At 66.2% G+C, this 26,778-nt stretch carries 22 protein-coding genes (1 of these 22 cut by a window edge); 12 read left to right on the top strand and 10 right to left on the bottom strand.

The features are described from left to right. Positions 1 to 184: the end of an RAD55 family ATPase gene (locus C477_RS15535; protein ID WP_008895468.1), read on the top strand. It extends 407 nt beyond the left edge of the window; only the last 184 of its 591 coding nucleotides appear in the window; the start codon falls outside the window, past its left edge; the stop codon is at positions 182 to 184. Positions 185 to 1,044: 860 nt separating this feature from the next. Here C477_RS15535 and C477_RS15525 read toward each other — a convergent pair. Then, on the bottom strand, positions 1,045 to 2,496 hold the full coding sequence (locus C477_RS15525; RefSeq protein ID WP_008895466.1) for a hypothetical protein: 1,452 nt from the start codon (positions 2,494 to 2,496) through the stop codon (positions 1,045 to 1,047). Positions 2,497 to 2,643: 147 nt separating this feature from the next. Then, entirely contained in the window at positions 2,644 to 3,393 is a 750-nt protein-coding gene (locus tag C477_RS15520) for an HFX_2341 family transcriptional regulator domain-containing protein (RefSeq protein WP_008895465.1), read from the bottom strand. Positions 3,394 to 3,459: 66 nt separating this feature from the next. Between C477_RS15520 and C477_RS23605 the strand changes: the two genes are divergently transcribed. Beyond that, positions 3,460 to 3,918, top strand: coding sequence for a hypothetical protein (locus C477_RS23605; RefSeq protein ID WP_152423335.1), 459 nt, complete (start codon positions 3,460 to 3,462; stop codon positions 3,916 to 3,918). A gap of 11 nt (positions 3,919 to 3,929) precedes the next feature. Here C477_RS23605 and C477_RS15515 read toward each other — a convergent pair whose 3' ends face one another. Together C477_RS15515 and C477_RS15510 are read right to left on the bottom strand one after the other, a co-directional pair. Beyond that, the gene (locus tag C477_RS15515; RefSeq protein WP_008895464.1) at positions 3,930 to 4,544 is read right to left on the bottom strand and encodes a hypothetical protein; all 615 of its coding nucleotides are present in this window, start codon (positions 4,542 to 4,544) and stop codon (positions 3,930 to 3,932) included. A 293-nt stretch (positions 4,545 to 4,837) separates the two neighbouring features. Continuing rightward, a complete protein-coding gene (locus tag C477_RS15510; RefSeq protein ID WP_008895463.1) occupies positions 4,838 to 5,797 on the bottom strand; it encodes an FKBP-type peptidyl-prolyl cis-trans isomerase in 960 nt (319 codons plus the stop codon). Between the two features lie 94 nt (positions 5,798 to 5,891). Between C477_RS15510 and cyaB the strand changes: the two genes are divergently transcribed. The 5 genes from cyaB (at position 5,892) to C477_RS15485 (ending at position 11,029) form a co-directional block, all read left to right on the top strand. Next, positions 5,892 to 6,431 carry a class IV adenylate cyclase gene (gene cyaB, locus C477_RS15505; RefSeq protein WP_008895462.1) on the top strand — a complete coding sequence of 180 codons (540 nt, stop codon included), beginning with the start codon at positions 5,892 to 5,894 and terminating at the stop codon, positions 6,429 to 6,431. A gap of 107 nt (positions 6,432 to 6,538) precedes the next feature. Further along, entirely contained in the window at positions 6,539 to 7,744 is a 1,206-nt protein-coding gene (locus C477_RS15500; protein ID WP_008895461.1) for a methionine adenosyltransferase, read from the top strand. Between the two features lie 144 nt (positions 7,745 to 7,888). Further along, entirely contained in the window at positions 7,889 to 9,130 is a 1,242-nt protein-coding gene (locus tag C477_RS15495; protein WP_008895460.1) for an MFS transporter, read from the top strand. 79 nt (positions 9,131 to 9,209) lie between these two features. After that, a complete protein-coding gene (locus C477_RS15490; RefSeq protein WP_008895459.1) occupies positions 9,210 to 10,388 on the top strand; it encodes a tRNA sulfurtransferase in 1,179 nt (392 codons plus the stop codon). 56 nt (positions 10,389 to 10,444) lie between these two features. Beyond that, a complete protein-coding gene (locus C477_RS15485; RefSeq protein ID WP_008895458.1) occupies positions 10,445 to 11,029 on the top strand; it encodes a DUF5804 family protein in 585 nt (194 codons plus the stop codon). Positions 11,030 to 11,069: 40 nt separating this feature from the next. Here the strand turns inward: C477_RS15485 and C477_RS15480 are convergent, their stop codons facing one another. Both C477_RS15480 and C477_RS15475 read right to left on the bottom strand, forming a co-directional pair. Beyond that, on the bottom strand, positions 11,070 to 11,738 hold the full coding sequence (locus C477_RS15480) for a hypothetical protein (RefSeq protein WP_008895457.1): 669 nt from the start codon (positions 11,736 to 11,738) through the stop codon (positions 11,070 to 11,072). Positions 11,739 to 11,853: 115 nt separating this feature from the next. Further along, a complete protein-coding gene (locus C477_RS15475; protein ID WP_008895456.1) occupies positions 11,854 to 12,828 on the bottom strand; it encodes a PLP-dependent cysteine synthase family protein in 975 nt (324 codons plus the stop codon). 118 nt (positions 12,829 to 12,946) lie between these two features. On the opposite strand from C477_RS15475, the gene C477_RS15470 reads away from it, so the two are divergent. After that, positions 12,947 to 13,342, top strand: a complete 396-nt coding sequence (locus C477_RS15470) for a thioredoxin domain-containing protein (protein ID WP_008895455.1) — start codon at positions 12,947 to 12,949, stop codon at positions 13,340 to 13,342. 128 nt (positions 13,343 to 13,470) lie between these two features. After that, complete coding sequence (locus tag C477_RS15465; protein WP_008895454.1) at positions 13,471 to 14,805, top strand: metallophosphoesterase; 1,335 nt, start codon at positions 13,471 to 13,473, stop codon at positions 14,803 to 14,805. Positions 14,806 to 14,838: 33 nt separating this feature from the next. Here the strand turns inward: C477_RS15465 and C477_RS15460 are convergent, their stop codons facing one another. Together C477_RS15460 and acnA are read right to left on the bottom strand one after the other, a co-directional pair. Further along, complete coding sequence (locus tag C477_RS15460) at positions 14,839 to 17,031, bottom strand: thioredoxin domain-containing protein (RefSeq protein WP_008895453.1); 2,193 nt, start codon at positions 17,029 to 17,031, stop codon at positions 14,839 to 14,841. Between the two features lie 315 nt (positions 17,032 to 17,346). Then, complete coding sequence (gene acnA, locus C477_RS15455) at positions 17,347 to 20,115, bottom strand: aconitate hydratase AcnA (protein WP_008895452.1); 2,769 nt, start codon at positions 20,113 to 20,115, stop codon at positions 17,347 to 17,349. Positions 20,116 to 20,442: 327 nt separating this feature from the next. Between acnA and C477_RS15450 the strand changes: the two genes are divergently transcribed. Beyond that, the gene (locus tag C477_RS15450; protein WP_008895451.1) at positions 20,443 to 20,652 is read left to right on the top strand and encodes a heavy-metal-associated domain-containing protein; all 210 of its coding nucleotides are present in this window, start codon (positions 20,443 to 20,445) and stop codon (positions 20,650 to 20,652) included. 1 nt (position 20,653) lies between these two features. Here the strand turns inward: C477_RS15450 and C477_RS15445 are convergent, their stop codons facing one another. Beyond that, the gene (locus tag C477_RS15445) at positions 20,654 to 21,196 is read right to left on the bottom strand and encodes a dihydrofolate reductase (RefSeq protein ID WP_008895450.1); all 543 of its coding nucleotides are present in this window, start codon (positions 21,194 to 21,196) and stop codon (positions 20,654 to 20,656) included. Continuing rightward, positions 21,193 to 22,209, bottom strand: a complete 1,017-nt coding sequence (gene thyA, locus C477_RS15440) for a thymidylate synthase (protein ID WP_008895449.1) — start codon at positions 22,207 to 22,209, stop codon at positions 21,193 to 21,195. Before thyA ends, C477_RS15445 begins: the two co-directional genes overlap by 4 nt. 117 nt (positions 22,210 to 22,326) lie before the next feature. Between thyA and C477_RS15435 the strand changes: the two genes are divergently transcribed. Next, positions 22,327 to 23,997: a ribonuclease H-like domain-containing protein gene (locus C477_RS15435; RefSeq protein ID WP_008895448.1), complete on the top strand. Its 1,671-nt coding sequence runs from the start codon at positions 22,327 to 22,329 to the stop codon at positions 23,995 to 23,997. 3 nt (positions 23,998 to 24,000) lie between these two features. Next, a complete protein-coding gene (locus tag C477_RS15430) occupies positions 24,001 to 26,745 on the top strand; it encodes a DEAD/DEAH box helicase (RefSeq protein WP_008895447.1) in 2,745 nt (914 codons plus the stop codon). The last annotated feature ends 33 nt before the right edge of the window (positions 26,746 to 26,778 follow it).

The raw sequence follows: 26,778 nt of genomic DNA, 5'->3' as shown, positions 1-26,778 counted from the left end.
GAACCGGTCGCGGACGTACCACGCCGCCGACGCCGTCTTCGACCTCCGGACCGAAATCGACGGCACGGACCTCGAGAACCACCTTACGGTCCCCAAGTTCCGCGGCGGCAGCCAGCCGACCGAGGCGATCAAGCTCGAGTTGACCGAGGAAGTGGCGATCGACACGAGTCGGGACATCGCGTGATCGCGTACTCGTTCGGTCGATCCGAACGCGCGCTCGGGAACCCGTTTCGAAGTCTCTAACGGAGAGATTCTCGGTCCCGGCTATCGTGCCTTCGTCTCTACTCGTCGATAACCATGAGATTCCCGGTGAGCCGATCGGCTTCTTTTCGCAGAAAGTATCGATGATAACGAACAGGCGATAGTATTTTCTCCCTCCGTTCCTGGTCGCCGTCAGGAATCGACGCGATGGACCGACGACCGGGAACTCGAGTCCGGCGGACCGCTCGACCGACGCTCGGGAATGGGACACGCCAGTTCCGACGGCCGTCGTGTGTTTCGACCGCGATCACACGGTGAGCGTCAATCCGCATCCGGAGCACTGAGCCGTGTCACTGGCCTGGTCAAATATCTTGCTCACGAGATCCCGGCCGTCGACGTCTGGGCGACCGGCAATCAACGGCTCAGAGAAGAGGTCGCCGTTCCGGGATCAGCGAAGCAATCACGTGTTGGCGGGTCCTGACAGTTCCCGACGATCCGATGGCGTACCATGGCCGACTCCCGACCGAGATGTGTTCCCGAGCGGCGAGAGGGGCTGGAACTGATCTGTACGGTCTACACCGATTAGCCGTGAACGCGTCCCACGAGCCCAGATTCGTCGTCGTTGACGTTGATCTCACGGACCTCGAGTCGAGCGGTTGGTCTCACTACCTTCTGTGGCGATTCGTCGGGCGAACCGAGGCCGGAGCCGGGCCAGTCGAGATTCCGACGCCGATCGACGATATCTCGAACGTTCCGCTCACTGAATCGTCCTGCCCGGAGTCGTATCCCCTAATCGATTAGTTATAGTATCTCTGAGGAACACGAACGATCGACGTTCGTAAACTACCGGTCCGCCCGAGCGAGATTCGTATACTGCTCCGAATCCGCCGGGAGCTCGGAACCGTCGTATGTCTCCCAATCGATTGCGGCCGCGGTATCGTAATCGATTCGCAGTTTCCAGACCGTCTGAGAGTAACAGTAGCCGTACACCTCGATCGTATTGACGTCGACGGTGTTGATCCGGTGTTCGTATTCCGTCGCGGCGACAACTCCCTGGATCACGTTGACTGCGGTCGGACGCGCCCGCTCGTCGACGAACTCTCGGGTGAGCGATCCATCGGACGGTTGCGGCAATTCGTACCGCAACGTGACCGTGTGGCCGTCTCGAGATGGCGATCGGCCGAGATGCGGCTCCGTGAGATCGAGTTCCAGCACGTCCTCGTACGTCGAGCCGTCGGCATCGAGCCCGCGAAGCGCGCCGACCAGCGGACACTGCGGGTACAACAGTTTGCGATCGATCGCGGGATGAAGCACGCTCGCCCGATCGCGTTGCAGTTGCGAACCGAACGAGCGACACTCCCGGAGCCAGAACACAGGGTCCGAGACGTCCCCGTCCCCCCTAATCGGCCGTTCACCGACGCGTTCGACGATTCGCTCGAGCGATTTCCCGTCGGCGTCGCTCTGAACGACCTCACCGTTTCGGAGTTCGCCCAATCGGTGCACTTCGACTTCGTCGCGGTCGACGGTCTCGAGGAGTACGCGGAGTCCGTCCGACTCCGAGTCTGTGTCACCGTCCCACTTGCGTTCGATTTCGGGCGGGACGTCCGCGAAGTACCACCAGGCGATCTGATCGAGTTCCAGTAGATCGAACGACGAGTGCGCGGCGAGCCACTCGCAGCTCTCGAGGACAGCTTCGGTGTCCGTGGCTTCCAGCGGCGCCGACGGCAGCGTCTCGCGGAGCGAGTCGACGAATTTCTCGACGTGTCGATCCGGCTTAATCGCGTCTGCTCCGGCGAGCATCTGCAGGAATAGAAATGTCTTCTGTCCGATACCGGATATCTCGCTGATTGGGTCGTCGGTGTATGGATACAGGGGTGCCGTTTCTGCCCAAGTCCGCATCGCCTCGAGATCCGACGCCTCCGGACGTGCGGAGAAGTACGCCGCTAACTCCATCGCAACGGTTTGCTTCCGTCGGTTGGTGAAGATCGATTGGAGTTCAGTTTCAGCATCTGCCAGTTCGTGCAGCGTCGTAATCTCGCCGGTCTCGACGTACCGCTCTCGAAATCGCTCGACGGCCGGCTTGACGCTGTCGAAGTACCCCGCCCCCGTCGTCGTTCCCGCCGCATCAACGACCAGCAAGACGGGATCGTCACCGGTCCAGCGATCGAGATTTCGGAACATCGCTGCCCGCTTTCGATAGCGGTCGTCATCGACGAATTCCCGAATCGCGTCGTCGATCTCGTCGGTCGGTGGCGTCTCGTCTGGTTCATCAGCAGGGGAGTCGTCTCGAGTCATGTGACAGTCTGTTTCGATATAGTATCGATATCGGCATAATACTAACGTCCATAATTTAGAGTCGATATTATGGGGCAGTTCGAGCGGACGACGATGTATCACCGACGGGTCGAGAGTCCGCAAAGAGAGATGAGCGTCCCACTCGCGCTACGAGTCGACCCCCGTCGGGAACGTCCGGAGGGCGTCCTCGCCACGCTCGTCAAGATAAACGTGCTTCTGTCGGCCGATCTTCTCAGTGGAAACGTACCCCTCTTCGACGAGCGGGCCGATAATATGCGTCTCGAGGAGTCGATACCGTCCCTCGTCGGACTTCGACTCGGACTCCGCGATGAACGGCAGGTCTCGTTCCTCGGAGAACCGAATCAACTCCTTCTTCGTGGCCCCGTCGTCGTCACTGAGATAGGAGAGAATCTCGAGTTGTTCATTCGATGGTCCCTCGAGGTCGAACGTCGGAAGCGAGTAGACGTCGCCGACGCCGTCGACGATCGGCTCGTCGGGCGGGTCCAGTTCGCCGTCGTTGTCACGGTACTCGGGTTCGGCGTAGAACGGTTTCGCGTCCGTCGTTTGGCAGGCCGTCATCGCCGCGATCGCCGTGATCTTGCTGCCGGTCGAGACGTTGACGTAGACGTCGTCACCGTCGGACGCTTCGATCGCGTCCACGATCGCTTCGCGTGCGCTGTCTATATCGAAGAGATCGCACTCGCGAATCTCGAGTTCGATCCGGTCGTTTTCCCGCAGCGTTTCGACGACTTCCCGCTGAAACGGCGCTTCGTAGTCGTCTTCCGGCAGTTGGCGGAGCAGTACGACTCGATCCGCTTTTAGCTGGTAGATCGGTTCCAGGATTCGCTCCCGCTCGTAACCGAGCGGAACGATCTGCACGCGATCAGGGATATCCATTATTCGATTACAACGGTACCGATAGTTTTGAAGCTATTGAAGCGACGAAATCGATCAGGTGGGTTGATGCGCAATCCGTTCTATCTACCAGTCGGCGAGAACGATTATAACCCGATCACGCGTTTTCGGCGTATGGACAGCGCTTCGGAACCGTCAGAGTCGACGCAGGACGTGTCGAACGAGCATATCGAACAACTAAAGCGCCTGACCTATCGGCTCCGGCCCGGTGATATCGTTCGATATGAAGCTAATGGCAACGGACGAGAGGGTCCGGTAACAGTACGAGTGACTGCGCTCGAACGTTGGGACGATCAGTACTGCGTACTCGCTGAGGGGAAACAAAACGCGGACTACCTGCTCGTCCCGGAAGAACGACCTAGTGGAACGCAGCCGGCACCGGAAGCGCTCTACTGTCAGTCAGCGCTCGAGGGACCGTTCGACGAATTGGATCTTCTCACACACGGTCAGATCACGACTCTTCGGCTCGTAGTCGACGAGAACGTGACGGACGAGTTCACTGATTAACCCGTAGCTATTCATGTCAGACCTCCTGCTCGGGGGTCGTAAACGGCGTGATTGCCGCCGTCCGTTCGATGACCGTCGCCGTCCGCAGAATGTACGCGAACAGCAGCGCGAGCGAACACACCGATCGCGACGACCAGTGGGAAGAGGACCGTTTGTAGCTGCGCCGCGAAGGTCGGGTCCGACACCGTCGTCAGCACGAATAGCGCGGCGACGGCGACGCCGACGGCCGGAAGTCCCGTGTAACAGAGATACTGAGAGGGCCTGGAGAGTTCGACCTGTAGGTACAGCGATTTGAAGTACTGGCGAGCGATGTCGATCTCGCGGAGCCGATCGGGGAGATCCATCACGATTTCGTCGAGTTCGCCGCGGCCGCCGTCGGGTACCGCATCGACAGTCGCGACGCCGAGTCGCTGGGCGTCTCGACACGCGCTCTCGACGACGAGACGGAGAAATCCCGACGGCTCGGCAGGTGCGATCCGGTTCGTGACCGAGTCGATCTTCTCGCGGTAGTCGCCGGTCTGCTCGATCTCGTCCTCGGGTTGGCCCGGCGACTCCAGTTCCTGTGAGACCAGAAGCTGGTTGATCGAGACGACGACGGTGATCAGCGTGAAGTTGCCCGTTAGCAACGCGCTGAACGCGTAGATAAGCGGCGTGGAGTCCGCCAGTGGAGCGAGACCGCTGGCCGCGAGCGCTAACTATGCCAGTCCGAACGCGACGGCGAGATCACGCGATCGCGAACCGGTTGCCGTCGAGCAGGAACCACTGCTTGATATCGCCGAACGCCGCGTTCGAAACCGGTTTCGCCTCGTCCTCGCTCGTCGAAGCGCCCATCGCAGCCGCTCGAGGCTACAGTCCATCGGCCGAAAAAGTCGATCCGCGCGTGTTCGCGGTCCGTATTCGGGAAGTGGAACGGTGCGACTTACTCCTCGGCGCCTTCGAGCTCTTCGACGATCTCGTCGGCGTCGACGTCGGCGTCCTCGAGGGCCTCCTCGATGTCGCCGCCGCCCATGCCGCCCATACCGCCCATCATGCCGCCCATACCGCCCATGCCGTCGATGACTTCCTGGACGATGACGCGGTCGACGCCGATCTGGTCGATGATCTGCTGACCGATCTGCTGTTTGCCCATCATCCACTGCTGGTTCATCGTCATCTGGGGCGTGGCCTCGAGGTAGAGCGTCTCCTTCTCGACGGTTTCGGTTTCGAACTCGGGTTCGGCGTCCTCGTCGTCCTCGTCGGGCTCGACGGGGACCTCTTCCTCGACCTCGTCCGTCTCGATCCAGAGCTCGGGCTCCATCCCGAGGAACATCTCGAACAGGCCGGCGGCCTGCTTCTCGCGGTCGTCGACCTCGCCGAGAATCTCGTACTCGTACTCGACGTCCTCGCCGGCCAGCGGATGGTTGAAGTCGACGCGGGCGCGGCCGCCGATGATCGTGCTGATGTAGCCCTGCTGGCCGTCGATCTGCACGTTGGCACCGGGGTAACGGTCGTCCTCGTCGATCTTCTCGGCGCTGACGGTCTGGACGTCGTCGGGGTCGTACTCGCCAAAGGCCTCCTCGGCGGACACGGTCACGGTCCCCTCGTCACCGGGCTCGGAGCCGATGATATCGTCTTCGACGGCGCCGAAGATGTGGCCCTCGCCGAGGACGATCGTCCGCGGCTTGAACTCCTGACCCTGGTCGTCGACACCCTCTTCCTCGGCGACCTCGGGATCGGTCGTGTCGACCAGCTGGTCGCCGTCGGCGGTGTACGCGGTATACTCTAGCTCGACGAAGTCGCCCTCCTGAAGCCCCTCGGCCTCGTCGGCGCCTTCGTCTGTTGCTTCTGCTTCGACGTCATCGGCCTGCTCCTCGAGCTCGGCCTCCTGATCCTCGGTCATACGTTGTACGTCCCGCCGTCCGCATTTAAGGGCGACGCTTTGGCGCGAGGAGGAGAACGACCGATACTTACGGCCGGTCCGCGTGCGCTCACCCATGTACGAGGTCGAAGTGAAGGTTCCCGCGGAGCTCGAGGCCGTCCGGGACCGCCTCGAGGATCTCGGCGCGACCCGAAAGCGGACCGTCGTGCAGGCGGATACGTACTACGACGCGCCCCATCGGTCGTTCCCCGAGACCGACGAGGCGCTGCGCATCCGGCGGGAGTCGTCCGACGACGGCGACGAGAGCCGGATCACCTACAAGGGGCCGCTGCTGGACGACGAGTCAAAGAGCCGCGAGGAGTTCGAGACCGGCGTCGACGACGGCGAGACGATGGACGCCGTCCTGACGAGCCTCGGCTTCGAGGCGGCCGCGACGGTCCGCAAGGAACGCGAGCGCTACGGGCTCGACGGGTACACCGTCACCCTCGACGCGGTCGACGACGTCGGCGAGTACGTCGAGGTCGAGACCGAGGTCGCGACGGAGGACGAGCTCGAGTCGGCTCGCGAGGGCGCCTACGATGTCCTCGAGCGACTCGACCTCGATCCGGACGACCAGCTCAGGACCTCGTATCTGGGACTGTTGCTCGAGTCCTGAGTCGAGCCGTTTGTGACGGCTGGACGCACGATAACACCTGACAGTTATGAGCAGGCTGGAAAATCATATCCGCAAGTTATAGAACGGCGCTCCGCCAATCCCCGGTAATGAGCGAGCGGAACATTCGGGTCGAGTCTATCGACCGCCAGGCAGTGGAAGACCAGGAAGTCGAAGTCGTCGAGCGAAAGGGGATCGGCCATCCCGACTCGATCTGCGACGGGGTCGCTGAGGCCGTCGCCGGCGCGCTGGCCCGCGAGTACATCGACCGCGTGGGCGAAGTACTGCACTTCAACACCGACGAGACGCAACTGGTCGCCGGCGAGGCTGCCCCCGCGTTCGGTGGCGGCGAGGTCGTCGACCCCATCTATCTCCTGATCGTCGGCCGCGCGACCAAACACTACGACGGCGAGACCATCCCCGCCGAGACGGTCGCGCTGCGGGCCGCGCGCGACTACCTCTCGGAGACGATCCCGCAACTCGAGGTCGGCGAGGACATCGTCGTCGACGTCAAACTCGGCGAGGGCAGCGGCGACCTCCAGGAGGTCTTCGGGGAGGACGAGGTCTCAGTGCCGATGGCAAACGACACGAGCTACGGCGTCGGCCACGCGCCGCTGACCGAAACCGAGCGGATCGTCCTCGAGGCCGAGCGGCGACTCAACGGGGAGTTCGCCGACGAAAACCCGTACCTGGGTCCCGACGTGAAGATCATGGGCAAACGCGAGGGCGACCGGATCGATGTCACCGTCGCAGCGGCGATGGTCGACGAGTACGTCCCGGACATGGACGCCTACAGCGACGCCGTCGACGAGGTCCAGGCGTACGTCGAGGAGATCGCCGGCGAGTACACCGACCGCGAGGTCGCCGTCCACGTCAACAACGCCGACGACTACGACGAGGGTTCGATCTACCTCACCGTGACGGGCACCTCCGCCGAGCAGGGCGACGACGGCTCCGTCGGTCGGGGCAACCGCGCCAACGGCCTGATCACGCCCAACCGATCGATGTCGATGGAGGCGACCAGCGGCAAGAACCCCGTCAACCACATCGGGAAGATCTACAACCTGCTCTCGACGGAGATCGCCGAGTCGGTCGTCGACGATGTCGACGAGATCCGCGACCTGCGCGTGCGCCTGCTCTCCCAGATCGGCCGCCCGATCGACCGGCCCCACGTCGCCGACGTCGAACTGGTCACCGAAGAGGGCGTCGCGGTCGGCGACGTTGAGGACGACGTCGAGGCGATCGTCGACGAGGAACTCGCCGACGTCACCGAGATCACGCGCCGCGTGATCGACGGCGAACTCTCGACGTTCTGAGCGGTCGAGTACCAGTACCCCTTCTCGAACCGAGCGACGAGCCCGTGAGTCGGCCCCCATCGCCGGTTCCGACAGACCCTTCAGACCCAACGCTGTGCGGTTTACGTAGCGTCTTCCGAACGAACGACTCGAGAGCGATCGCCAGTGAAATTACCCTCCACCGCCGCCGGTTCGAACCGCGTCGTCTTCGCCGTCGTCGCCAGTACCTTCTTCGTCGGCTTCGGCGGCGGCGTGGTCTTTCCGATCCTGCCGAACTTGGGCGCGGTGTTGGGAATCTCGCCGTTTCTGGTCGGCCTGATCCTGAGCGCCAACCGGATCACGCGGCTCGTGGCCAACGCGCCGGCGGGCGTGCTCATCGACCGCGTCGGTACCCGGACGCCGTTCGTCGCGGGGCTGGCGATCGAGGGGCTGGCGACGTTCGGCTACGTCGTCGCCATCGTCTCGTCGTTCCCGGAGGGCTGGTTCATGCTCGCCCGCGTCTGCTGGGGGATCGGCAGCGCGCTCGTCTTCGCGACCGCCTACACGATCACGGCGGACGTCAGCGAGGCCGACTCGAGGGGAACCAGCATGGGGATCGTCCGCGCGGGCATCACATTCGGCTTCCCCGCCGGACTCGTGATGGGCGGCGTCGTCAGCGACCTCTGGGGCAACGTCACGGCGTTCGTCCTCGCGGCCTCCTTCGCCGGCCTCGCGAGCGTCATCGCCTACCTGATCGTCCCCGAGACCCACGTCGAGGGCGAGCAGCGCGCGGTCAAACCCTGGGACGTCGAGCGGAGCCTCCCGGCGCTGACGATCGGCCTCGTCAACTTCGGGCTCTACTTCGCGTACATCGGCGTCCTCTTCTCGACGCTGGTGCTCCTGATCGACGCGCGCGCCATCTCCATCTTCGGGCTCGACGCGCAGGGCTCCTCGGGGATGCTGATGGCCGTCACCGTGCTGTCGGGGTCGGTGTTCACCCTCGGCGGCGGCGCGCTCTCCGACTCGGTCGGCGCGCGCGTCCCCGTCATGCTCGGCTTCCTCGTCACCTCTTGTGTCGGCTTCGCCGTCCTCGCGTTCGGCTCGAGGTTCGAAGTGCTGGTGCTGGCCTGCGTCCTGATCGGCGCCGGACAGGGCGGGGTCGGCGGCCCGCTGACGGCACTGCTGGCCGACCTCACGCCCGAGGAGCGGGTCGGCCGCGCGATGGGGACGAACAACGTCTTCGGCGACGTCGGCGGCGCGCTCGGGCCGCTCGTCTCCTTGCCGCTGATACAGGACCTCGGATTCGGGTTCGACGGCCTCTACGCCGCCAGCGCCGTCATCCCGATGCTCGCGGGGGCCGTCCTCGTCGCCGGGATCTACGTCCACACCGGGCACGTGAGTCCGACCGTCGGCGAGTCGGTGAGTTGAACTTGGCTCGTCCCCCGCGTTCCGCCCCCGAGTCCGCGCCTCGTAACCCCCTTATAGGGGCGACCCGCTATCCACGTTCATGTCCCCCCCTGGAGCCGATACCGTCCTCGTTCGTCACGGGGATCTCAACACCAAGAGCAACACCGTCAAGCGGTACATGGTGGACGTCCTCTGTGAGAACCTCGAAGCCCTCCTCGAGGACCGCTCGATCCCCGGCGACGTCGAGCGCAAGTGGAACCGACCGCTGATCCACACGACCGAGGACGCCGTCGCGGAGGCAACCGACGCGGCGACCGACGCCTTCGGCGTCGTCTCGGCCAGCCCCGCCCTGACCGTCAGCACCGAGAAGGAACGAATCCTCGAGGCGCTGACCGAGGCCGCCCGCGAGTGTTACGACGGCGGCGCGTTCGCAGTCGACGCCCGCCGGGCGAACAAGGACGTCCCCTACAGCAGCGAGGATCTGGCCCGCGAGGGCGGCGACGCCGTCTGGGCCGCCGTCGAGGACGAGTTCGAGCCCGAAGTCGACCTCGACGATCCCGATGTCACCTTCGGCGTCGAAGTCCGCGATAAGTGCACCTACGTCTACCTCGAGAAACTCCCCGGACCGGGCGGGCTACCGCTCGGCTCCCAGGAGCCCGCGGTCGCGCTGGTCAGCGGCGGGATCGACTCGCCGGTCGCGGCCTACGAGATCATGAAACGGGGGAGCCCGATCGTGCCGGCCTACGTCGACCTCGGCGACTATGGCGGGATCGACCACGAGGCCCGCGCGATGGAAACTGTTCGGCTCCTCTCGGCGTACGCGCCTAATTTCGACATGGACGTCTACCGGATCCCCGGCGGCGAGGCCGTCGATCTGCTGGTCCGAGAGATGGACAAGGGGCGGATGCTCTCCCTGCGCCGCTTTTTCTACCGGGCCGCCGAGACGCTGGCCGAGCGCGTCGACGCCCACGGGATCGTCACCGGCGAGGCCGTCGGCCAGAAGTCCAGCCAGACCCTCCAGAACCTCGGCGTCACCAGCCGCGCCGCCGACCTCCCGATCCACCGCCCGCTGCTCACCCGTGACAAACAGGACATCGTCGCCCAGGCCCGCGAGATCGGCACGTTTACCGACTCGACGATCGACGCCGGCTGCAACCGCGTCACGCCCGACCGCGTCGAGACCAACGCCCGCCTCGAGCCGCTGCTCGCACACGAGCCAGACGACCTCCTCGAGCGGGCCGAGGAGGCGGCGAAGAACGCGGACCTGGTCGCGCCCTGACCGCTCGAGCGCCCGGAGCGAAACCCACATTACGGCCACGGACCGATCACAATGTAGTGACTCGCGTCTGTCTCATCGGGGATTCCGACTGCAACCTCCAGTACGAACTCCTCTCCCGGGAGACCTCCCGCGAGGCCCTCGCGACGTACGATCTGCGTCGCCCGTTCGAGAACTCGATCTCCCTGCGGACGGTCAGCGTTGGCGCGGCCGTCTCTCTGCTGAACGACCTGAACTGGTATCTCACCCGGTTCGTCGACGAGGCGCTCGTCCAGGAGCCGAGCGTCAGCGAGGACGAGTGGCTCTCGCGGGCGCTCGCGACGGAACTCCGCAACGGCGACCTCGAGCCCGCCGACACCGCCGAGTTCTGCAAGATCTACGGCCTCGAGCGAGTCGGCCCGGATCCCGACGCCGGAACTGAATCTGCGGACGAGAGCGAGGGTGATGCCGCCGAACCGACGGCGAACGACGCCGAGTCGGACGAATCGGCGGACGCGGACGAGACGCGCGCCGAGACGACGAACTGGCGGCTCGTCGAACCGCTGTACGTGCGCCGGACCGGCGGCGAACTCCCGACCTACGACCTCCGGGACGTCGACGAGACGCTCGTCGTTCGCCTCACGGAAGCGGAACATTCGCCGTAGCGACGCCGCGGCCGAGAACCGAACGCATCGGAAGCGTGTGCTACGCGTCGTCGGCGTCGGAAGCAAACCCGCTCGCTTCGGTCGATTCGCTCGCGCTATCGACGGCGAGCGTTTTCTGAATGGACTCGCCGTCGCCGTCGACGATCGTCACGGACGCGTCCGTCGCGAGCTCGCCGTCGAACGTCGCGCGGACGAGCTGTCCGACGCCGATCAATTGCTGGCCGCTCAAACGGCCCGACTCTTCGTCCGACTCCCCGCGAACCGCCGCTTCGACGACGAGCGTCGGGTCGCCGTCGTTCTCGACGGTCACCGTTTCGAGTGCCAGCTCGTAATCGAGGGACCGCCCCGTCGCCTCGAGGCCGAGCAGGACCGAGTCGTCGAAGGTCGTCTCGTCGACGAACGCGGAGTACCGCTCTCCGTCGAGTCCGCGGTCCGCGAGCCATCCGCGGGCTCGATCGGCGCCGGTAAGGAGCGTCGCGTCCGCTTCTCGAGGCTGGTTGTGGTCGAACGAAACGGCGTCGGACGCCTCGAGGCCGTCGTCTTCGCTGGGCGCGTCGCTCGCAGCCGGTTCGGGCTCGCTCTCGTCGGGGTCGACGTCGTCGGTGCCGTCGGCGTCGTCAGAGACATTGGCCTCGTCGAGACAGCCGGCGGAGAGCGCGATCAGCCCGGCGGCCCCGCAGAGGATCGCTCGTCGCGACCGATCGGTCATTACTCGAGGGGAGGCGGGGCTCGGTAAAAGGCGTTCGCCAAGGTGAAAGAACGATTTTCGCGTCTCGAGTGATCGGGAGTCCGTACGGCGACTCGAGCGAACGAGCGACCGGCCGTTAGTCGAACAGGCCCGTCGAGAGGTAGCGCTCGCCGCTGTCCCAGAAGACCGTGACCACGAGCGGGCAGTCGTCGACCCGGCCCCCGTCGGGCTCGGGCGCCGCGGCGGAGTCGTCGAACGCGCCCGTCACGGTCGGACAGTCGAGATCGGGCTCGGCGATCTCGCGGGCGATCCGCTGGGAGACCAGGCTCGTCGCGCCGCTGGACTGGCCAACGAGGACGCCCTCGTCGCGCGCGAGGCGCCGACACTCGTCCTCGGCGTCCTCGAGTTTCACCGTCTCGACGCGGTCGATCAGGTCGAGATCGAGGTTGTCGCTGACGAAGCCGGGCCCCATCCCCTGGAAGTTGTCGCTGCCGGATTCGCCGGTCGAGAGGACGGCGTTGCGCGCCGGTTCGACGGCGATGATCTCCATGTCGGGGAACTCCTCGCGGAGCCGCCGGCCGGTGCCGGAGATCGTGCCGCCGGTGCCAACGCCGGCGACGAAGGCGTCGATCTCGCGGTCGCCGACCTGTTCGAGGATCTCCTCGCCGGTCGTCTTGTAGTGGGCCTCGGGGTTGGCGGGGTTCTCGAACTGGCCGAGCTGGATCGCGCCCTCGGCCTCGAGTTCGTTCGCTCGAGCGCGGGCGTCCTCCATGTCGCCCTCGACCAACTCGAGTTCGGCGCCGTAGGCGGCCATGACCCGGCGCCGCTCTTCGGACTTGTCCGCCGGCATGACGATCGTCAGATCGTAGTCGCGGGCGGCCGCGACCAGCGCGAGCCCGATGCCGGTGTTGCCGCTGGTCGGTTCGACGAGCCAGTCGCCGGGTTCGATCCGCCCCTCGCGTTCGGCCGCCCGGATCATCTCGCGGGCCGGCCGGTCCTTGGCCGAGCCGCCGGGGTTGAACGATTCGATCTTGGTGGCGATCGTCGCCCCCTCCGGCGAGTCGACCTGGACGAGCGGCGAGCCGATGGTGTCCAGGATGCTGCCTTTCATTGGCAACCCCTAGGAAGTCGATACGTAAACCGGTGCTGGACACAGGCAGGACGTGCCGGCTATTCGTTCCCGTGACGGAAACACCGTCGTTAAGCCCCCGGACGCGCTATCGGGGAGTATGAGTCTCGAGACCATGGAGCCCAACCCCGCGTGGGACGAGGCCTCCTACGAGGACGCGATCGACACGCTCGAAGCGCACAACGACGAACTGGTGTACAAGGTCTGGGGCGGCGACTGGTGTAAGGACTGCCGGAAACTCCTGCCGGACTTCGGCGCGGCACTGGACGCCGCGGGCGTCCCCGAGGATCGCATCGACGAGATCGCGGTCGACGAGGACAAGCAGGGTCCCGGCGTCGAGGAGTACGGCGTCGAGTACATCCCGACGGTCGTCGTCGAGCGCGCGCCCGCTGGCGCGGACGGAGACGACGGCGAGGAAGTGACCCGATTCGTCGAGGAGGAGGACCGGCCGCCGGCGATCTGGCTGGCCGACCGCCTCGAGGAAGAACTGCAGTAAGCGATTCAGCTCGTCCCGATCCGGCCGTTTCGACCCCGTTTCGTCGCGTTCGGACTCGCCCCGAAAGCGGCGCGTCTCATCTCTAAGGGGACCAACACTATCCCTTCCGGCGTCGGACATGAAACGCCATGGCAGCCGACGCCGACGATCCGGTCTACTACGTGATCAGCGATCTCCACATCGGCGGCGACGAACAGCTAGGCGAGGTCGACTTCCTCGAGGAGTTGCTCGACTTTCTCGAGCGGCTCGCGACGACCGAGGAGGACGCGGAACTCGTCATCAACGGCGACGCGTTCGGACTGTGGGAGTTCACCGAAGTCGACGGGCCAGCGAAGTTCGACGTTCTGACCGAACGGTACCCCGAACTGTTCGAACAGCTGCGCGAGACGGGCGAATCGATCCCGATCACGCTGTTGCCGGGGAACCACGACAACGAACTCGCGGCCTACGACGAGTACGCCGAGCGGTTGGCCGCGTACAACGTCGACCTCGTCCGGGCCGAGTCGATCACCCGACCGGTCGGCGAACGGACGATCTACTTCGAACACGGCCACCAGCGCGATCCCAACAATCGGTTCGAGGACTTCGGCAATCCGTACGAGACGCCGATGGGATACTACTACAACACCAACGTCACGAGCAGGGCCGGCCGCCTGTCCGAACGGGGGCGGTTCAACTGGTTGAAGGACGTACAGGCGGTGACGCCGACCGAGCGGGTCCCCCGCTGGCTCCTCTCGAAGTACTTCTACCGCGAGATGAACCCCCTCCTGCGGTACGCCGCGATCCCGATCCTCCTGTTGCTCAACATCAGCGTCCTGCTCGCGGTGCTCGCCGGATTGGACGTGGCCGGCGTCTGGACGATGCCCGTCGAGACGGTGGACGCGGCGCTCGCCCGGCTGGGTCTCGTCGGGGAGGCGGTTCACTTTCTCCTCGTCGTCAACGCGGCGATCGCGGGCGTGTTGGTGCTCGCGGGCGTTCCGCTCTACTTCGTCCTCCGCGACGTCGGTAAAACGGTCGATCGGTTCGGCGTGTTCGAGACGGATCTCACCGTCGATCCCGACGAGCCGTACGCGGCGGCCGCCCGCGAGCTGTTCGCCGAGCGGCCGGAGACGGCGGTCTTCTGCTACGGACACACCCACCGCCCGCTGTTGAAGGAGGTCGGCGACGGGGTGCTCGTCAACACCGGGACGTGGCTGAAGCGCCTCCACCGCCGGAACGTCGTCGCCGGGGTGCTTCCGCCGGTGTTCTACCCGTCCTATCAGCTGTGTGCCGTTCGGATCGCCGCCGAGTCCGACGGCGTGGCCGTCGAGTTCGAGCAGATCGAGAAGGCCGATCCGAGCGCGGACGAGATCACCCGCACCGAGCGCCTGCTCACGCTCGGGCGAGCGCCGACGCCGACCCTGCCCGACCGAACGGTTGTCGGCGACGCGGACCTCGAGCCCACGTCCGAGGCGGACGAATGAGCGGGCGGGCGAGCGCGCCTCTCGCTCGCACCGTCAGAACGGGCTTTCGTCTTCCTCGAGCGATTCCGCTCCCGAGGTCTCGACCGCCGCGTTGTCACCTAACCACTCGAGGGCGTCCTCGACGTCGTGGGTCGGCGGCGAGCACGTCCGATCGCGACAGACGTACAGCGTCGGCTCGCCGTTGCGAGCCTCGCGGCCGGCCCAGATCGGCGGTGCCTCGTCGAGCGCTAACTCGTCGAGCCAGGCCTCGAGTCCGTCCTCGGTCGGCGGTCGGAGCGCGAACAGCCGACCGGGGTGGTACTCCTCGGCGAACCGATCGCGCCACTCGTCGGGCAACTCGTCGGCCGCGACGGTGACCTCGAGCGCCCCCGCTTCGAGGCGATCGGCGGCCAGACAGAGCGAGGCGTGCTCGAGGGAGTTAGCTTCGATCTTGTTCGCGTGGGTCTCGAGGACCGTCGCGGCGATGCGCTCGAGGTCGTCCTCCGCGAATTCGTCGAGCGCGAGCAGCGTCTCGACCGCGACCCCGGCCGCCGACGGTGTCGACTGGTCGGTGAGTTCCTGCGGGCGCGTCACGAGCGGCTCGCCGCTCTCGGGGGTGAAGTAGATGGTCCCCTGCTCTTCGTCCCAGAACTCGGCTTCAATGGTCCGCGCCAGATCCAGCGCGAACGCGAGGTGGTCGACGTCGCCGGTCGCCTGATAGCAGCCGAGGGCCCCGCGAGCGAGGAAGGCGTAGTCCTCGAGGTAGCCGTCGACCTTGACGTCGCCGTCCTTAAATCGTCGAGAGAGCCGCTGTTCGTCCGCGTCCCAGAGTCGATCCCGAACGAACTCGAGTGCGTCGACGGCCTGTTCTGCGTAGCGGTCCTCGCCGAGGACGAGCGCGGCCTCCGCGCACGCGTTGATCATGAGGCCGTTCCAGCCGGCCAGCACCTTCTCGTCGCGGTTCGGGCGCGGGCGCTCCTCGCGGGCCTCGAACAGCGTCTCGCGGGCGTCCTCGAGTCGCTCTTCGATCTCGCTTTGTTCGAGATCGTACTCCTCGGCCAGCGACTCGAGCGAACGCACGCGGTTGGGCTGGTTTCGCCCCTCGAAGTTGCCCGACTCGGTGATGTCGTAGCGGGCACAGAAGAGGTCGGCCGTCGTCTCGTCCTCGAGGACCTCGCTTACCTCGCCGGGCGTCCAGACGTAGAACGCCCCCTCCTCGCGCTCGCCGGTTGCGGGATCCTCGCTCTGGGCGTCGAGCGTGCTGAAGAAGCCACCCTCGTCGTGGGTGAGCTCGCGCTCGAGGAAGTCGAGCGTTTCCTCGACGACCTCGGCGTAGCGCTCGTCGCCGGTCAGCTGGTAGCCGGCGAGGAACGCCCGCGGAATCTCGGCGTTGTCGTACAGCATCTTCTCGAAGTGGGGGACTGTCCAGTCCTTGTCGACGCAGTAGCGGTGGAAGCCGCCGCCGACGTGGTCGGAGAGCCCGCCCGCGGCCATCGCGTCGAGGGTTTCCTCGATCACCTCGAGGTACTCCTCGCGGCCGGTTCGATCGTACGCGCGGGCGAGGACGTGGAGGCGCGAGGGCTGGGGGAACTTCGGACCGCCGGAGCCGAAGCCGCCGTACTGGCGGTCGGCGCTCCGGAGTACGGCGTTTGCCGCCGTCTCGAGAACCTCGCTCGAGGGCGGTTCGGCGGCGCCGCCCGCGGCGCCCGCGCCGTCGGGGGTCTCCTCGAGGCGGTCCTTGGCGGCCTCGGTCCACTGGTCGGCGCGGTGTTCCATCTCCTCGCGGTCCTCGCTCTCCCAGGAGTCGCTGATCCGCTGGCAGAGCTCGAGGAAGCCGGGCTGGTTGCGCTGGCTCTCCTTCGGGAAGTAGGTGCCGACGAAGAACGGTTTCCCCTCCGGCGTGAGCCACGCCGACAGCGGCCAGCCGCCCCGGCCGGAGACGAGCTGGGCGACGGTCATGTAGATGCTGTCGATGTCCGGGCGCTCCTCGCGGTCGACCTTGATCGGAACGAAGTTCTCGTTGAGCACTTCGGCGACATCGTCGTCCTCGAAGCTCTCGTCTTCCATGACGTGACACCAGTGACACGCCGAGTAGCCGATCGAGAGGAAGATCGGGACGTCGCGTTCCTTGGCGGCCTCGAGGGCCTGTTCGTCCCAGGGCTGCCAGTTGACGGGGTTGTCCGCGTGCTGGCGCAGATAGGGGCTCTCCTCGTCCTCGAGCCGATTGCGCGCGGTCGGATCGGTCATGTCTTCGCGTACGGCTGTCAGTTGTAAAAGGCCGCGGTACGAGGGAGAGAATCGGATTTGAGGGACGTCGCTTTCTGCGGGGGCAACGAGTACTATCGTGGCAACGAGGCATCGCCACACCCTCCCCAACCGATTCGCTCGCGTCGAGGGATTCACTCCGTTCATCCCTCGCCCCGCTCGCTCATCCCTCACGCGTCTTCGAGTTGCTCCTCACTGGTCGTTCGGTGTAACTCGGCGCGTGCCACCGCGAGTGATCGACCTAGCCGCTGCAGAGAGCAAAGATAGGAACTCGAAATAAACCGTAGTCCGAGCCCGTTACTCGGCCGCTTCCTGCAGGAGTCGCCGGAGCACGAGGTGGAGCACGCCGCCGTTCTCGACGTACTCGACCGCCATCGGGGTGTCGACCTGTGCGGTTACATCGAACTCGGTCGTGTTGCCCTGGTCATCTTCTGCGGTAACGGTCAGTTCGGCGTTGGGCTCGAGGCCGTCCTCGAGGCCCTCGATCTGGAAGTACTCGTCGCCCTCGAGACCGAGTTCCTCCCAGCCCTCACCGTCTTCGAACTGGAGGGGCAGGACGCCCATGCCGATGAGGTTGTCGCGGTAGATGCGCTCGTAGCTCTTCCCGATGGTCGCGCGGACCCCGAGCAGGTCGGTCCCCTTGGCGGCCCAGTCGCGACTCGAGCCGGTGCCGAGTTCCTCGCCGGCCATGACGATCAGCGGCGTGTCCTCGGCGCGGTAGCGCTCGGAGGCCTCGAACACCGTGGTCTCCTCGCCAGACGGATGGTGGACGGTGTAGCCGCCCTCCGTGCCGTCGAGCAGCTCGTTTTTGATGCGGACGTTGGCAAACGTGCCGCGCATCATGACCTCGTGGTTACCGCGACGCGAGCCGTAGGTGTTGAACTCGTGGGGTTCGACGCCGCGTTCTTTGAGCCACTGGCCGGCGGGCAGGTCCTCGCCGAAGAGGCCGGCGGGGCTGATGTGGTCGGTCGTGACCGTGTCGCCGAGGGTGAGCAGCGCGCGGGCGTCCGCGACGTTCTCGACGCCGGGGGCCTCGAGCGGGAAGTCCTGGAAGAACGGCGGCTCGCGGATGTACGTCGACTCGTCGTCCCAGTCGTAGACGTCGCCGGTGGGTGCGTCGAGCGCCTCCCAGCGGTCGTCGCCCTCGTAGACGCTGGTGTACTTCTCTTCGAACAGCTTCGGCGAGACGCTCTCGTGGATCGTCTCGCGAATCTCCTCGCTGTCCGGCCAGACGTCCGCGAGGTAGACCGCCTCGCCGTCGTCGTCGGTGCCGATCGGTTCGTTCTCGAGGTCGATGTCCATCCTCCCCGCGAGGCCGTAGGCGACGACCAGCGGCGGGCTTGCGAGGTAGTTCGCCTTGATCTTGGGGTGGATGCGGGCCTCGAAGTTGCGGTTGCCCGAGAGGACGCTCGTCGTCCAGAGGTCGTGTTCGTCGATAGCGTCCTCGATGGGCTTCGGAAGCGGCCCGGAGTTCCCGATACAGGTCGTACAGCCGTAGCCGACGACGTGGTAGCCGAGTTCCTCGAGGTCGTCCAGCAGGTTCGCCCGCTCCAAGTACTCCGTGACGACGCGGCTCCCGGGTGCGAGGCTCGTCTTGACGTAGTCGGGCACCTCGAGTCCCCGCTCGGCCGCGTTGCGCGCGAGCAGGCCCGCGGCGACCATGACGGAGGGGTTCGAGGTGTTCGTACAGGAGGTGATCGCGCTGACGAGGACGTCGCCGTGGCCGATCTCGATCTCCGTGCCGTCCTCCAGTTCGACGGGGACTTTTTCGTCGAGGGCGAGACTGGGACCGGACGCGGTCGCGTCGTCCGCGGCAGCACCGCCGCCGTCGCCGATCGCTGGTTCGCCGCCAGGACCGATCACACCCTGCTCCTCGAGCAGGCTCGGGAAGTGCTCGTCTAAGTCGCCCATCGGGATGCGCTGGTGGGGCTTCTTGTGGCCCGCGAGACTCGGTTCGACCTCGTCGAGGTCGAACTCGACGGTCTCGGTGTACTCGGGCTCCTGTTCGCCGAACAGCCCCTGGGCCTCGAGGTACTCGCGGACGAGTTCGACGTGATCCTCGTCGCGGCCCGTCAGTTCGAGGTACTCGAGGGTCTTCTCGTCGACGGGGAACATGCTGATCGTCGAGCCCTGTTCGGGCGCCATGTTCGAGATGGTCGCCCGGTCGGCGACCGAGAGCTGCGAGACGCCGGGGCCGAAGAATTCGACGAACTTGTCGACGACGCCGACTTCGCGCAGTTTCTCGGTGATGTGGAGCACGAGGTCCGTCGCCGTGGCTCCCTCGGGGAGTTCGCCCGAGAGGCGGACGCCGACGACCTCCGGCAGCGACATGTTGATCGGCTGGCCGAGCAGGGCGGCCTCGGCCTCGATGCCGCCGACGCCCCAACCGACGACGCCGATGCCGCCGATCATGGGCGTGTGGCTGTCGGTTCCGACGAGCGTGTCGGGCAGCAGCCACTGCTCGCCGTCGACCTCTCGCTCGTGGACGACGCGGCCGAGGTGTTCCAAGTTGACCTGGTGGACGATGCCCGTCCCCGGCGGGACGACGTTGAAGTCCTCGAAGGCCTGCTCGGCCCACTTGATCGCGCGGTAGCGCTCCTCGTTGCGCTCGTACTCGATCTCGACGTTCTTCTCGTAGGCGTCCGCGCTGCCGAAGTGGTCGACCTGCACGCTGTGGTCGATCACGAGGTCGCAGGGGACCTCGGGTTCGACGACCGTCGGATCGACGCCCTCGCGTTCGGCGGCCGAGCGCAGCGCCGCGAGGTCGACCACTGCGGGCACGCCGGTCAGGTCCTGCAGGACGACCCGCGAGACCGTGAACGGCACCTCCGCGTCCGGCACGTCGGGCTCCCACGCGGCCGCCGCGCGGACCGCGTCGGCGCCGACGGTATCGCCGTCGGTCGCCGCGTTTCGAAGCACCGACTCGAGCAACACCCGGACGCTCACGGGCAGCCTCTCGAGGTCACAGAGGCCCTGCTCCTCTAAGACCGTGAGATCGGCCATCTTGTACGTCTCGCCGTCGTGTTCGAACTCCCGGATGGCCTCCGAGAGCGGATCGGTTGACATTGGCTCGCTCTACGCAGTACCGACATTTGAAACTGCCTAGATTCGACGGTAGAGGTTATATACACCCACAATATGGCAGCAGGTGTGAAATATTGGCAAGACGGCGACGTCGACAGACGGGCGACCGATCGACTTCGGTCGATGCTCGGTGGCGCTGGAACTCGAGCGAGAGACGAGACGAAAGCCACTACGCGGTGATCACGAGTGGGATCGGCGAGAGCCGCGCAGGGCCTCGACTTCGGAGCGATCCGACGAGTTCTCGAACGGCGGAACGTGTAACATTGGGTACCAGAAAGGATAATGAGCGGTGCTGGTGGACGTTCGCACATGCCCAAACGCCGCATCATCGCCGTCGCGGGAATGACCTGTACCGGCTGCGAGGACGACGTCGAGAACGCACTACGGAACGTCCCCGGCGTCCGTCGCGCCGAGGCGAACCACGACGACGAATCGGTCGAGGTCGTCGTCGACGACGACGTGGACGACCAGCGAATCGGCGACGCGGTGTACGACGCCGGCTACGAGTTCGTCGGCTGAGTCAGGCCGAGCGCCGGACGTACTCGACGAACGCGAAACCGTCGCGCTCGTCTCGAGCGACTTCGTCGAACGACGGTCGGTCCCAGTCGGGGAAGTGCGTGTCTCCGTCGGGTTCCTCGTGGACTTCGGTCACGATCAGCCGATCGAGCGTGGGCAGGTACTGCTCGTAGACGGTCGCGCCGCCGGCGACGAAGATCCGCTCGGCGTCGTCGTGGCGTTCGCGAGCGGCTGTCTCCGCTCTCTCGAGCGCTTCCTCGAGGCTCCCCGCGATCACGGCGTTCTCGGGCGTCTCGAGGTTCCGACCTGTCAGAACCACCGTCGTCCGACCTGGCAGCGGTTCGCCCAGCGCCTCGAGGATTCCTTCGTAGGTTACCCGGCCCATGATCACCGGGTGATCCATCGTGGTCTCTTTGAAGTGCTGCAGGTCCGCGGGGATGTGCCACGGCATGTCGCCGTCCTTCCCGATGACACCGTTGTCGGCGACGGCGACGATACCCACGAGTTCGCGGTCGGTCTCGGGCAGAGCTGTATCGTCGGCAGTCATTCGGCCACTGAAAACTCGATCCCGTCGTGTGACTCGTAGTCCCGAAGCTGGACGTCCTCGTAGGCCAGCTCGTCGATCGAGACGTCGGCCACCTCGAGCGTCGGGCGCTCGAGGGGCTCTCGCGAGAGTTGCTCGAGCAGGCCCGGCACGTGATCGAGTCGCTCGTCGCCCTCGGCTTCGTCGGGGGCTGTGGACTCGAGCCACAACTTGACCTCGAGGTAGTCCTCGCGGTCCTCGACGTCGTTGAGACGGGACTGGAGGGCCTCGAGGTTGTCGGCGTACCACTCGCCGCGGTCGCCGCGGCCGCAGTAGACGTGCGTGTCGACGACGGTGTGGGCAAACGTGCCCGGTTCGAAGCCGGTCTGCTGGGCGATGACTTTGGTCAGCAGCGCGTACGCGGCGATGTTAAACGGAATCCCCAGCGCGGTGTCGCCCGAGCGCTGGGTCAAGTGGCAGTTCAGGCGGTCGCCCTGCACGTTGAAGACGAAAGAGTAGTGACAGGGTGGAAGCGTCGAGACGGCCGCGTTGGCGGGATGCCAGGCGTTGACGACGAGCCTGCGCGAGTTGGGTGAATCCGAGAGCGTGTCGATCACGTACTGCAGTTGGTCGAACGTGCGCCGCCCGTCGTCCTCGACGGAGACCCACTGCTGGGCGTCGTCGGGCCAGGACTCGCCCTCGAGTTGCGCGTCGTCTTCCGGGATCGGGAACCGACGCCAGAAGCGACCGTAGGCGGTGTCGAGTCGGCCCTCCTCGTCGGCCCACGCGTCCCAGATCTTGGTCTCCTCGCGGAGGTTCCGAATGTGCTCCTCGCCCGAGAGGTACCAGCAGACTTCGTGGAGCATCGAATTCCAGCGGTAGCCGTCCATCTGCTTGGTCGTGAGCAGCGGATAGCCCTCCTGGAGGTCCACCTCGTAGTGCTCGCTGAACGACGAAATCGTGTCGACGCCGGTCCGGTTGGGCTTGTAGGTGCCCTCGGAGAGGACCGTGTCGACTAGCTCGAGGTACTGTTGCATTGTCACTCTGTTCGGAACGGCTCCGTAAAATGCGTTCGCGTTTCCCGACGCTCGAGTCATATCACTTTCACTCCGGTGTCCAAACCCTCTTTGTCGCCGCCCGCCTCCCGACCACCAATGACCGCTCGAGCCGGCGTCCGCCTCCTCGCCCTTCCGCCGTCGGCGCTGGCCGACCGCCCCGTCGCGACCCTCGAGGACATCGATCGAACCCTCGAGCCCGACGCCGTCTGGGTGCAGGGACCGTCCCGCGAGCCGCAGGCGTTCGCCCGGGCTCGCAGCGCGTTCGACGCGCCGGCGTTTCACCCGCCGCTCGAGACCGGCGGAACTGAGCCGATTCACCGGCGCGTGGTCGCCGACGGCGATGGAGCCGAACTCGAGGTCGGCGTCGCCCAGAGCCTCCGCGGGCTTCGGTCCGCGCCCGAGGCCGCCTCGAGCGCGCTCGGCGATGGAAACGACCACACAGCGCTCGTCTGCGACGACGTGGCGACGACCGTCCGGCCAACGGCTCTCGAGACCGGCCTCGAGGGCGCCGAGACGCTGGCGACTGCGCTCCTGACGGGAACAATCACGACCGTTCTGACGGGATCCGAGCCCGCAGAGTACGACGAGTTGTGGCACCTCGAGCCCGAAACTGGCGCGGTCCGCGGCGTCGACCACGCACTACGCGCCGGCGTCGAACCGCTCGACGAGGACTGCGTCTCCGTCCGCGTCCGGGGTGCCGGTCCCGTCGAGGGATACGGCCGCTCCCGGTCGATCGCGGTGCTGACGCTCGCCGGCGACGGCGTCGAGCGCGTCGAGACGCACGATGTGACCGACTTCGGCCTCGAGGCCGTCTCCGGAATCGGTCCGAAGACGGCCGAGCGACTGGCCGACCGCGGCGTGACGACGCGCGCGGAACTGCTCGAGACGCCGCTGGAGACGCTCGCGGGGCTGCCGAACGTCGGCCGCGACGGCGCTCGTACGATGCACGAACACGCGCGGGTGCTCGAGACCGGCGAGCCCCGTCGGCTCACCGACGAGTCGCTGCCGGGCGCGGACTGGCACGAGCCGCCGCTGTGCGTCGACATCGAGACCGACGGCCTCTCGCCGACGATCATCTGGCAGATCGGCGTCTACGACCCCGTCGCGGACACCTACCGAGCGTTCGTCGAGCGCGACGACCCGAGCGATCCGGCGTCGGTGCTCGAGGCCTTCTGCGACTGGCTGCTGGGAATGCATCCCGATCGCGCGCTGCTCACGTGGAACGGCTGGGGATTCGACTACCGGCATCTAGGCGCCTTTATCGCCAAGCACGTCCCCTACTACGCCGACGAGTGGGAGTCGATCCCCAAGTTCGATCTCTACCTCTGGGCCGTGAAAAACGACAACGCCCTGCTGCCCGGACGGACCAACAAACTCGAGGCCGTCGCCGACGCGCTCGGCTACGAAGACGCGGCGACGGGGCTCGACGGCGCCCAGACCGCCGCGGCCTACCAGCGGTTCATGCGCACGGGCGCGGAACTCGAGTGGGACCGCCACGAGGCCTACTGCAAGGACGACTGCCGGGCGCTCTGGCACGTCTACGAGCGACTGCGGGACGCGCCGGCGGCATCAGCGTCGGCATCGTCGTTCGCGGGTGTCTCTGCCTCGAGCCGATCCGACGCGAGCGGTTCGGCCTCGTCGACCGCGTCCTCGAGCACGAGCGCGTCGGGATCCGAGGCGACCGACTCCGGATCGAGGGGAGGCGCGACGCAACGAGACTCGAGCAGCGGTACCGACAGCGAACAGACCGGACTGAGCGATTTCTAAGCCATGAGTAGCGACCACGAATCCGAACGGCACGACACCGACGAGGCGGACGTCCCGGTCACCGGCGACGAACTGGTCGACACCTTCCCCGGCTACCGCGACGAGGGCGATATCACGGTCCTCGAGCGACCCGGTCACGAGGCGTCGACCGTCCCGAACGAGCGCGCGCTCCGTCCCGAACTGGCCGGGCCGCTCGAGCACGACCTCTACGCCCACCAGGCCGAGGCCCTCGAAGCGCTGGCCCGCGAGGAGAACGTCTGCGTCGCGACGAGCACGTCCTCGGGAAAGACCCGGATCTACGCGCTCCAGATCGCCAGAAACTACCTCGAGGCCCGCGCCCGGAACGAGGACGCGACGGCGTACGTCCTCTACCCGACGAAGGCGCTCTCACGGGATCAGGAACGCGAGTTGAACGACCTCTTCGATCAGTTGGGCCTCGAGATCACGGTTCGCGTCTACGACGGCGACACCGAGCGCGGGAGCAACCGCAAGCGGATCCGCGAGGAGGCCGACGTCATCATTTCGAACTTCGCGGGCGTGAACACCTACCTCCACGACCACGACCGCTGGGCGCGGTTCCTCTCGGCTTGCGACCTCGTCGTGATCGACGAGTCCCACACCTACACGGGCGTCCACGGGATGCACGTCGCCTGGATCGTCCGCCGGCTGAAACGCGTCCTCGAGTATTACGAATCCGATCCGCAGTTCGTCCTGACGAGCGCGACGATCGGGAACCCCGGCGAGCACTCCGCGGCGCTGATCGACGAGTCCGTGACCGTGGTCGACGATGACGGCTCGCCGATGGGGCCGCGGGATCTGGTGCTCTGGAATCCGCCACCGAGAGCCCGAGAAGAGGGAAGCGACGAGCGCGACGAGTGGCGCGAGAGCGAGGCTAACGGGGAGTCGAACGCCGGCTCGGACGCCGCGGACGCAATCGTCGAGCGCGTCCCCGCCACCGTCGAGGCCCCGCGGCTGCTCTCGCATCTGACCTACAACGACGCCCAGACGCTGCTGTTTACTCCCTCGAGGAAGCTCGCCGAACTCTCGGTCAAGCGGGCGTCGAAACACCGCCACGACAACCGACGCTACTACACGAACCCCGACCGCGGGAGCGCGATCGAGCCCTACCACGCGGGTCACTCGCGGAAGAAGCGCCACGGCACGGAACACCAGCTCAAGACCGGCGTGTTAGACGGCGTCGCCTCGACCAACGCCCTCGAGCTGGGGATCAACATCGGCGAGATGGACGCGACGGTCCAGTTGGGCTATCCCGGCCAGCGTCAGTCGTTCTGGCAGCAGATCGGACGCGCGGGCCGCGGAACGAAGCGCGCGCTCTCGGTGCTCGTGGCCGAGCACCGAACGCTGGACCAGTACGTCGTGAACAATCCCGACTACCTCCTCGAGTCCGACGTCGAGGACGCGGTCGTCGACGTGGACAACGACGCGGTGTTCGCCCAGCACCTGCGCTGTGCGGCCGACGAACTCGCGATCGACGACTCCGACGTCGGGACCCTCGCCGACCGCGAGCGCCTCAAGCGGGCGATCGAGATGTGGCGCCGCGCGGGCCAGCTACGGGGACACCTCGAGACGGGCGTCTCCTACGTGGGACCGCCCCGTCCCCAGCAGACGATTTCGCTGTACGCGACGACGGGCGAGGAGTACGAGGTCGACCTCGCCGACGGCGTCGACGAACGCCACGACCCGGGAATGGAGCCGCTGGCGAGAGAGCGCGTGCTGCGGGACTTCCACGAGGGCGCGGTTCGACTCCATCAGGGTCAGCAGTACGAGGTCGTCGGCGTCGACCACAGCGCACCACGGCCCTCGGTTACGGTCCGGCCGACGGACGTCGACTACTACACGCGCACCCGGACCGACGTAACGGTCCTCGACGCGGTCTCCGAGGAGTCCCGCGGCATCGGCGACTTCACGCTCCACTTCGGCCGCGGCCGGGTGCTCGTCTATCACGGCACCTACGACAAGGTCGCGGTCCACGGCGGCGAGAAGAAAGAGCAGGGGATCCCCACCGAGAACCCGCCGCTCGAGATGGAGACCCAACTGTGCTGGCTCGAGGTGCCCCAGTACGTCGAGCGGGCGCTGATCGAGAAGTACCGGACCTTCGAGGTGGCCGAACTCGAGGACGGCCTCGCCGAAACGGCTCACCTCGGCTACGCGGGCGGGCTCCACGCCGCCGAGCACGCGACGATCGGCGTCGCCCCGCTCGAGTTGATGGTCGACAAGCGCGATCTGGGCGGCCTCGCGACGCTGACGATCGACTCGCACCTCGATCAAGATGCGGGTGGAGACGACGGTAGCGAGGGTAGTATGGGTCCGGGAGCCGGTCCCGGTGCTGCGAGCGGCGATGGCACTGCTCCTCGAAACATCGCCGCGGCCGAAGCCACGGTCCGGGAGATTGCCGACGACCTCGAGCGCACGCCCGCCAGCGGCTGGTTCATCTACGACGGGATCGAGGGCGGACTGGGATTCGCGCGGGCGATCTACGAGAACTACGAGGCCGTCGCCGAACGCGCCCGCGACCTCATCGCGGACTGCGACTGCGGCAACGTCGACGGCTGTCCGGCCTGCGTGATGGACGACCAGTGTGGCAACGACAACCAGCCGCTGCACCGCGACGCGGCCGTCGACGTGCTGGATCAGTTGCTTGGTAACGAGAGCGAGGCCGCGCTCGAGGCCCACCTCCCCGACGAGGAGCACGGTGGGGATCGGCGACCGCCGCTGTTTTACGCCTGAAATAAGATAAGAGGGTTAACATTTATCCAGAGC

Source organism: Haloterrigena salina JCM 13891 (assembly GCF_000337495.1).
GTDB lineage: Archaea > Halobacteriota > Halobacteria > Halobacteriales > Natrialbaceae > Haloterrigena > Haloterrigena salina.
This window is presented reverse-complemented; position numbering and strand designations above follow the sequence as displayed.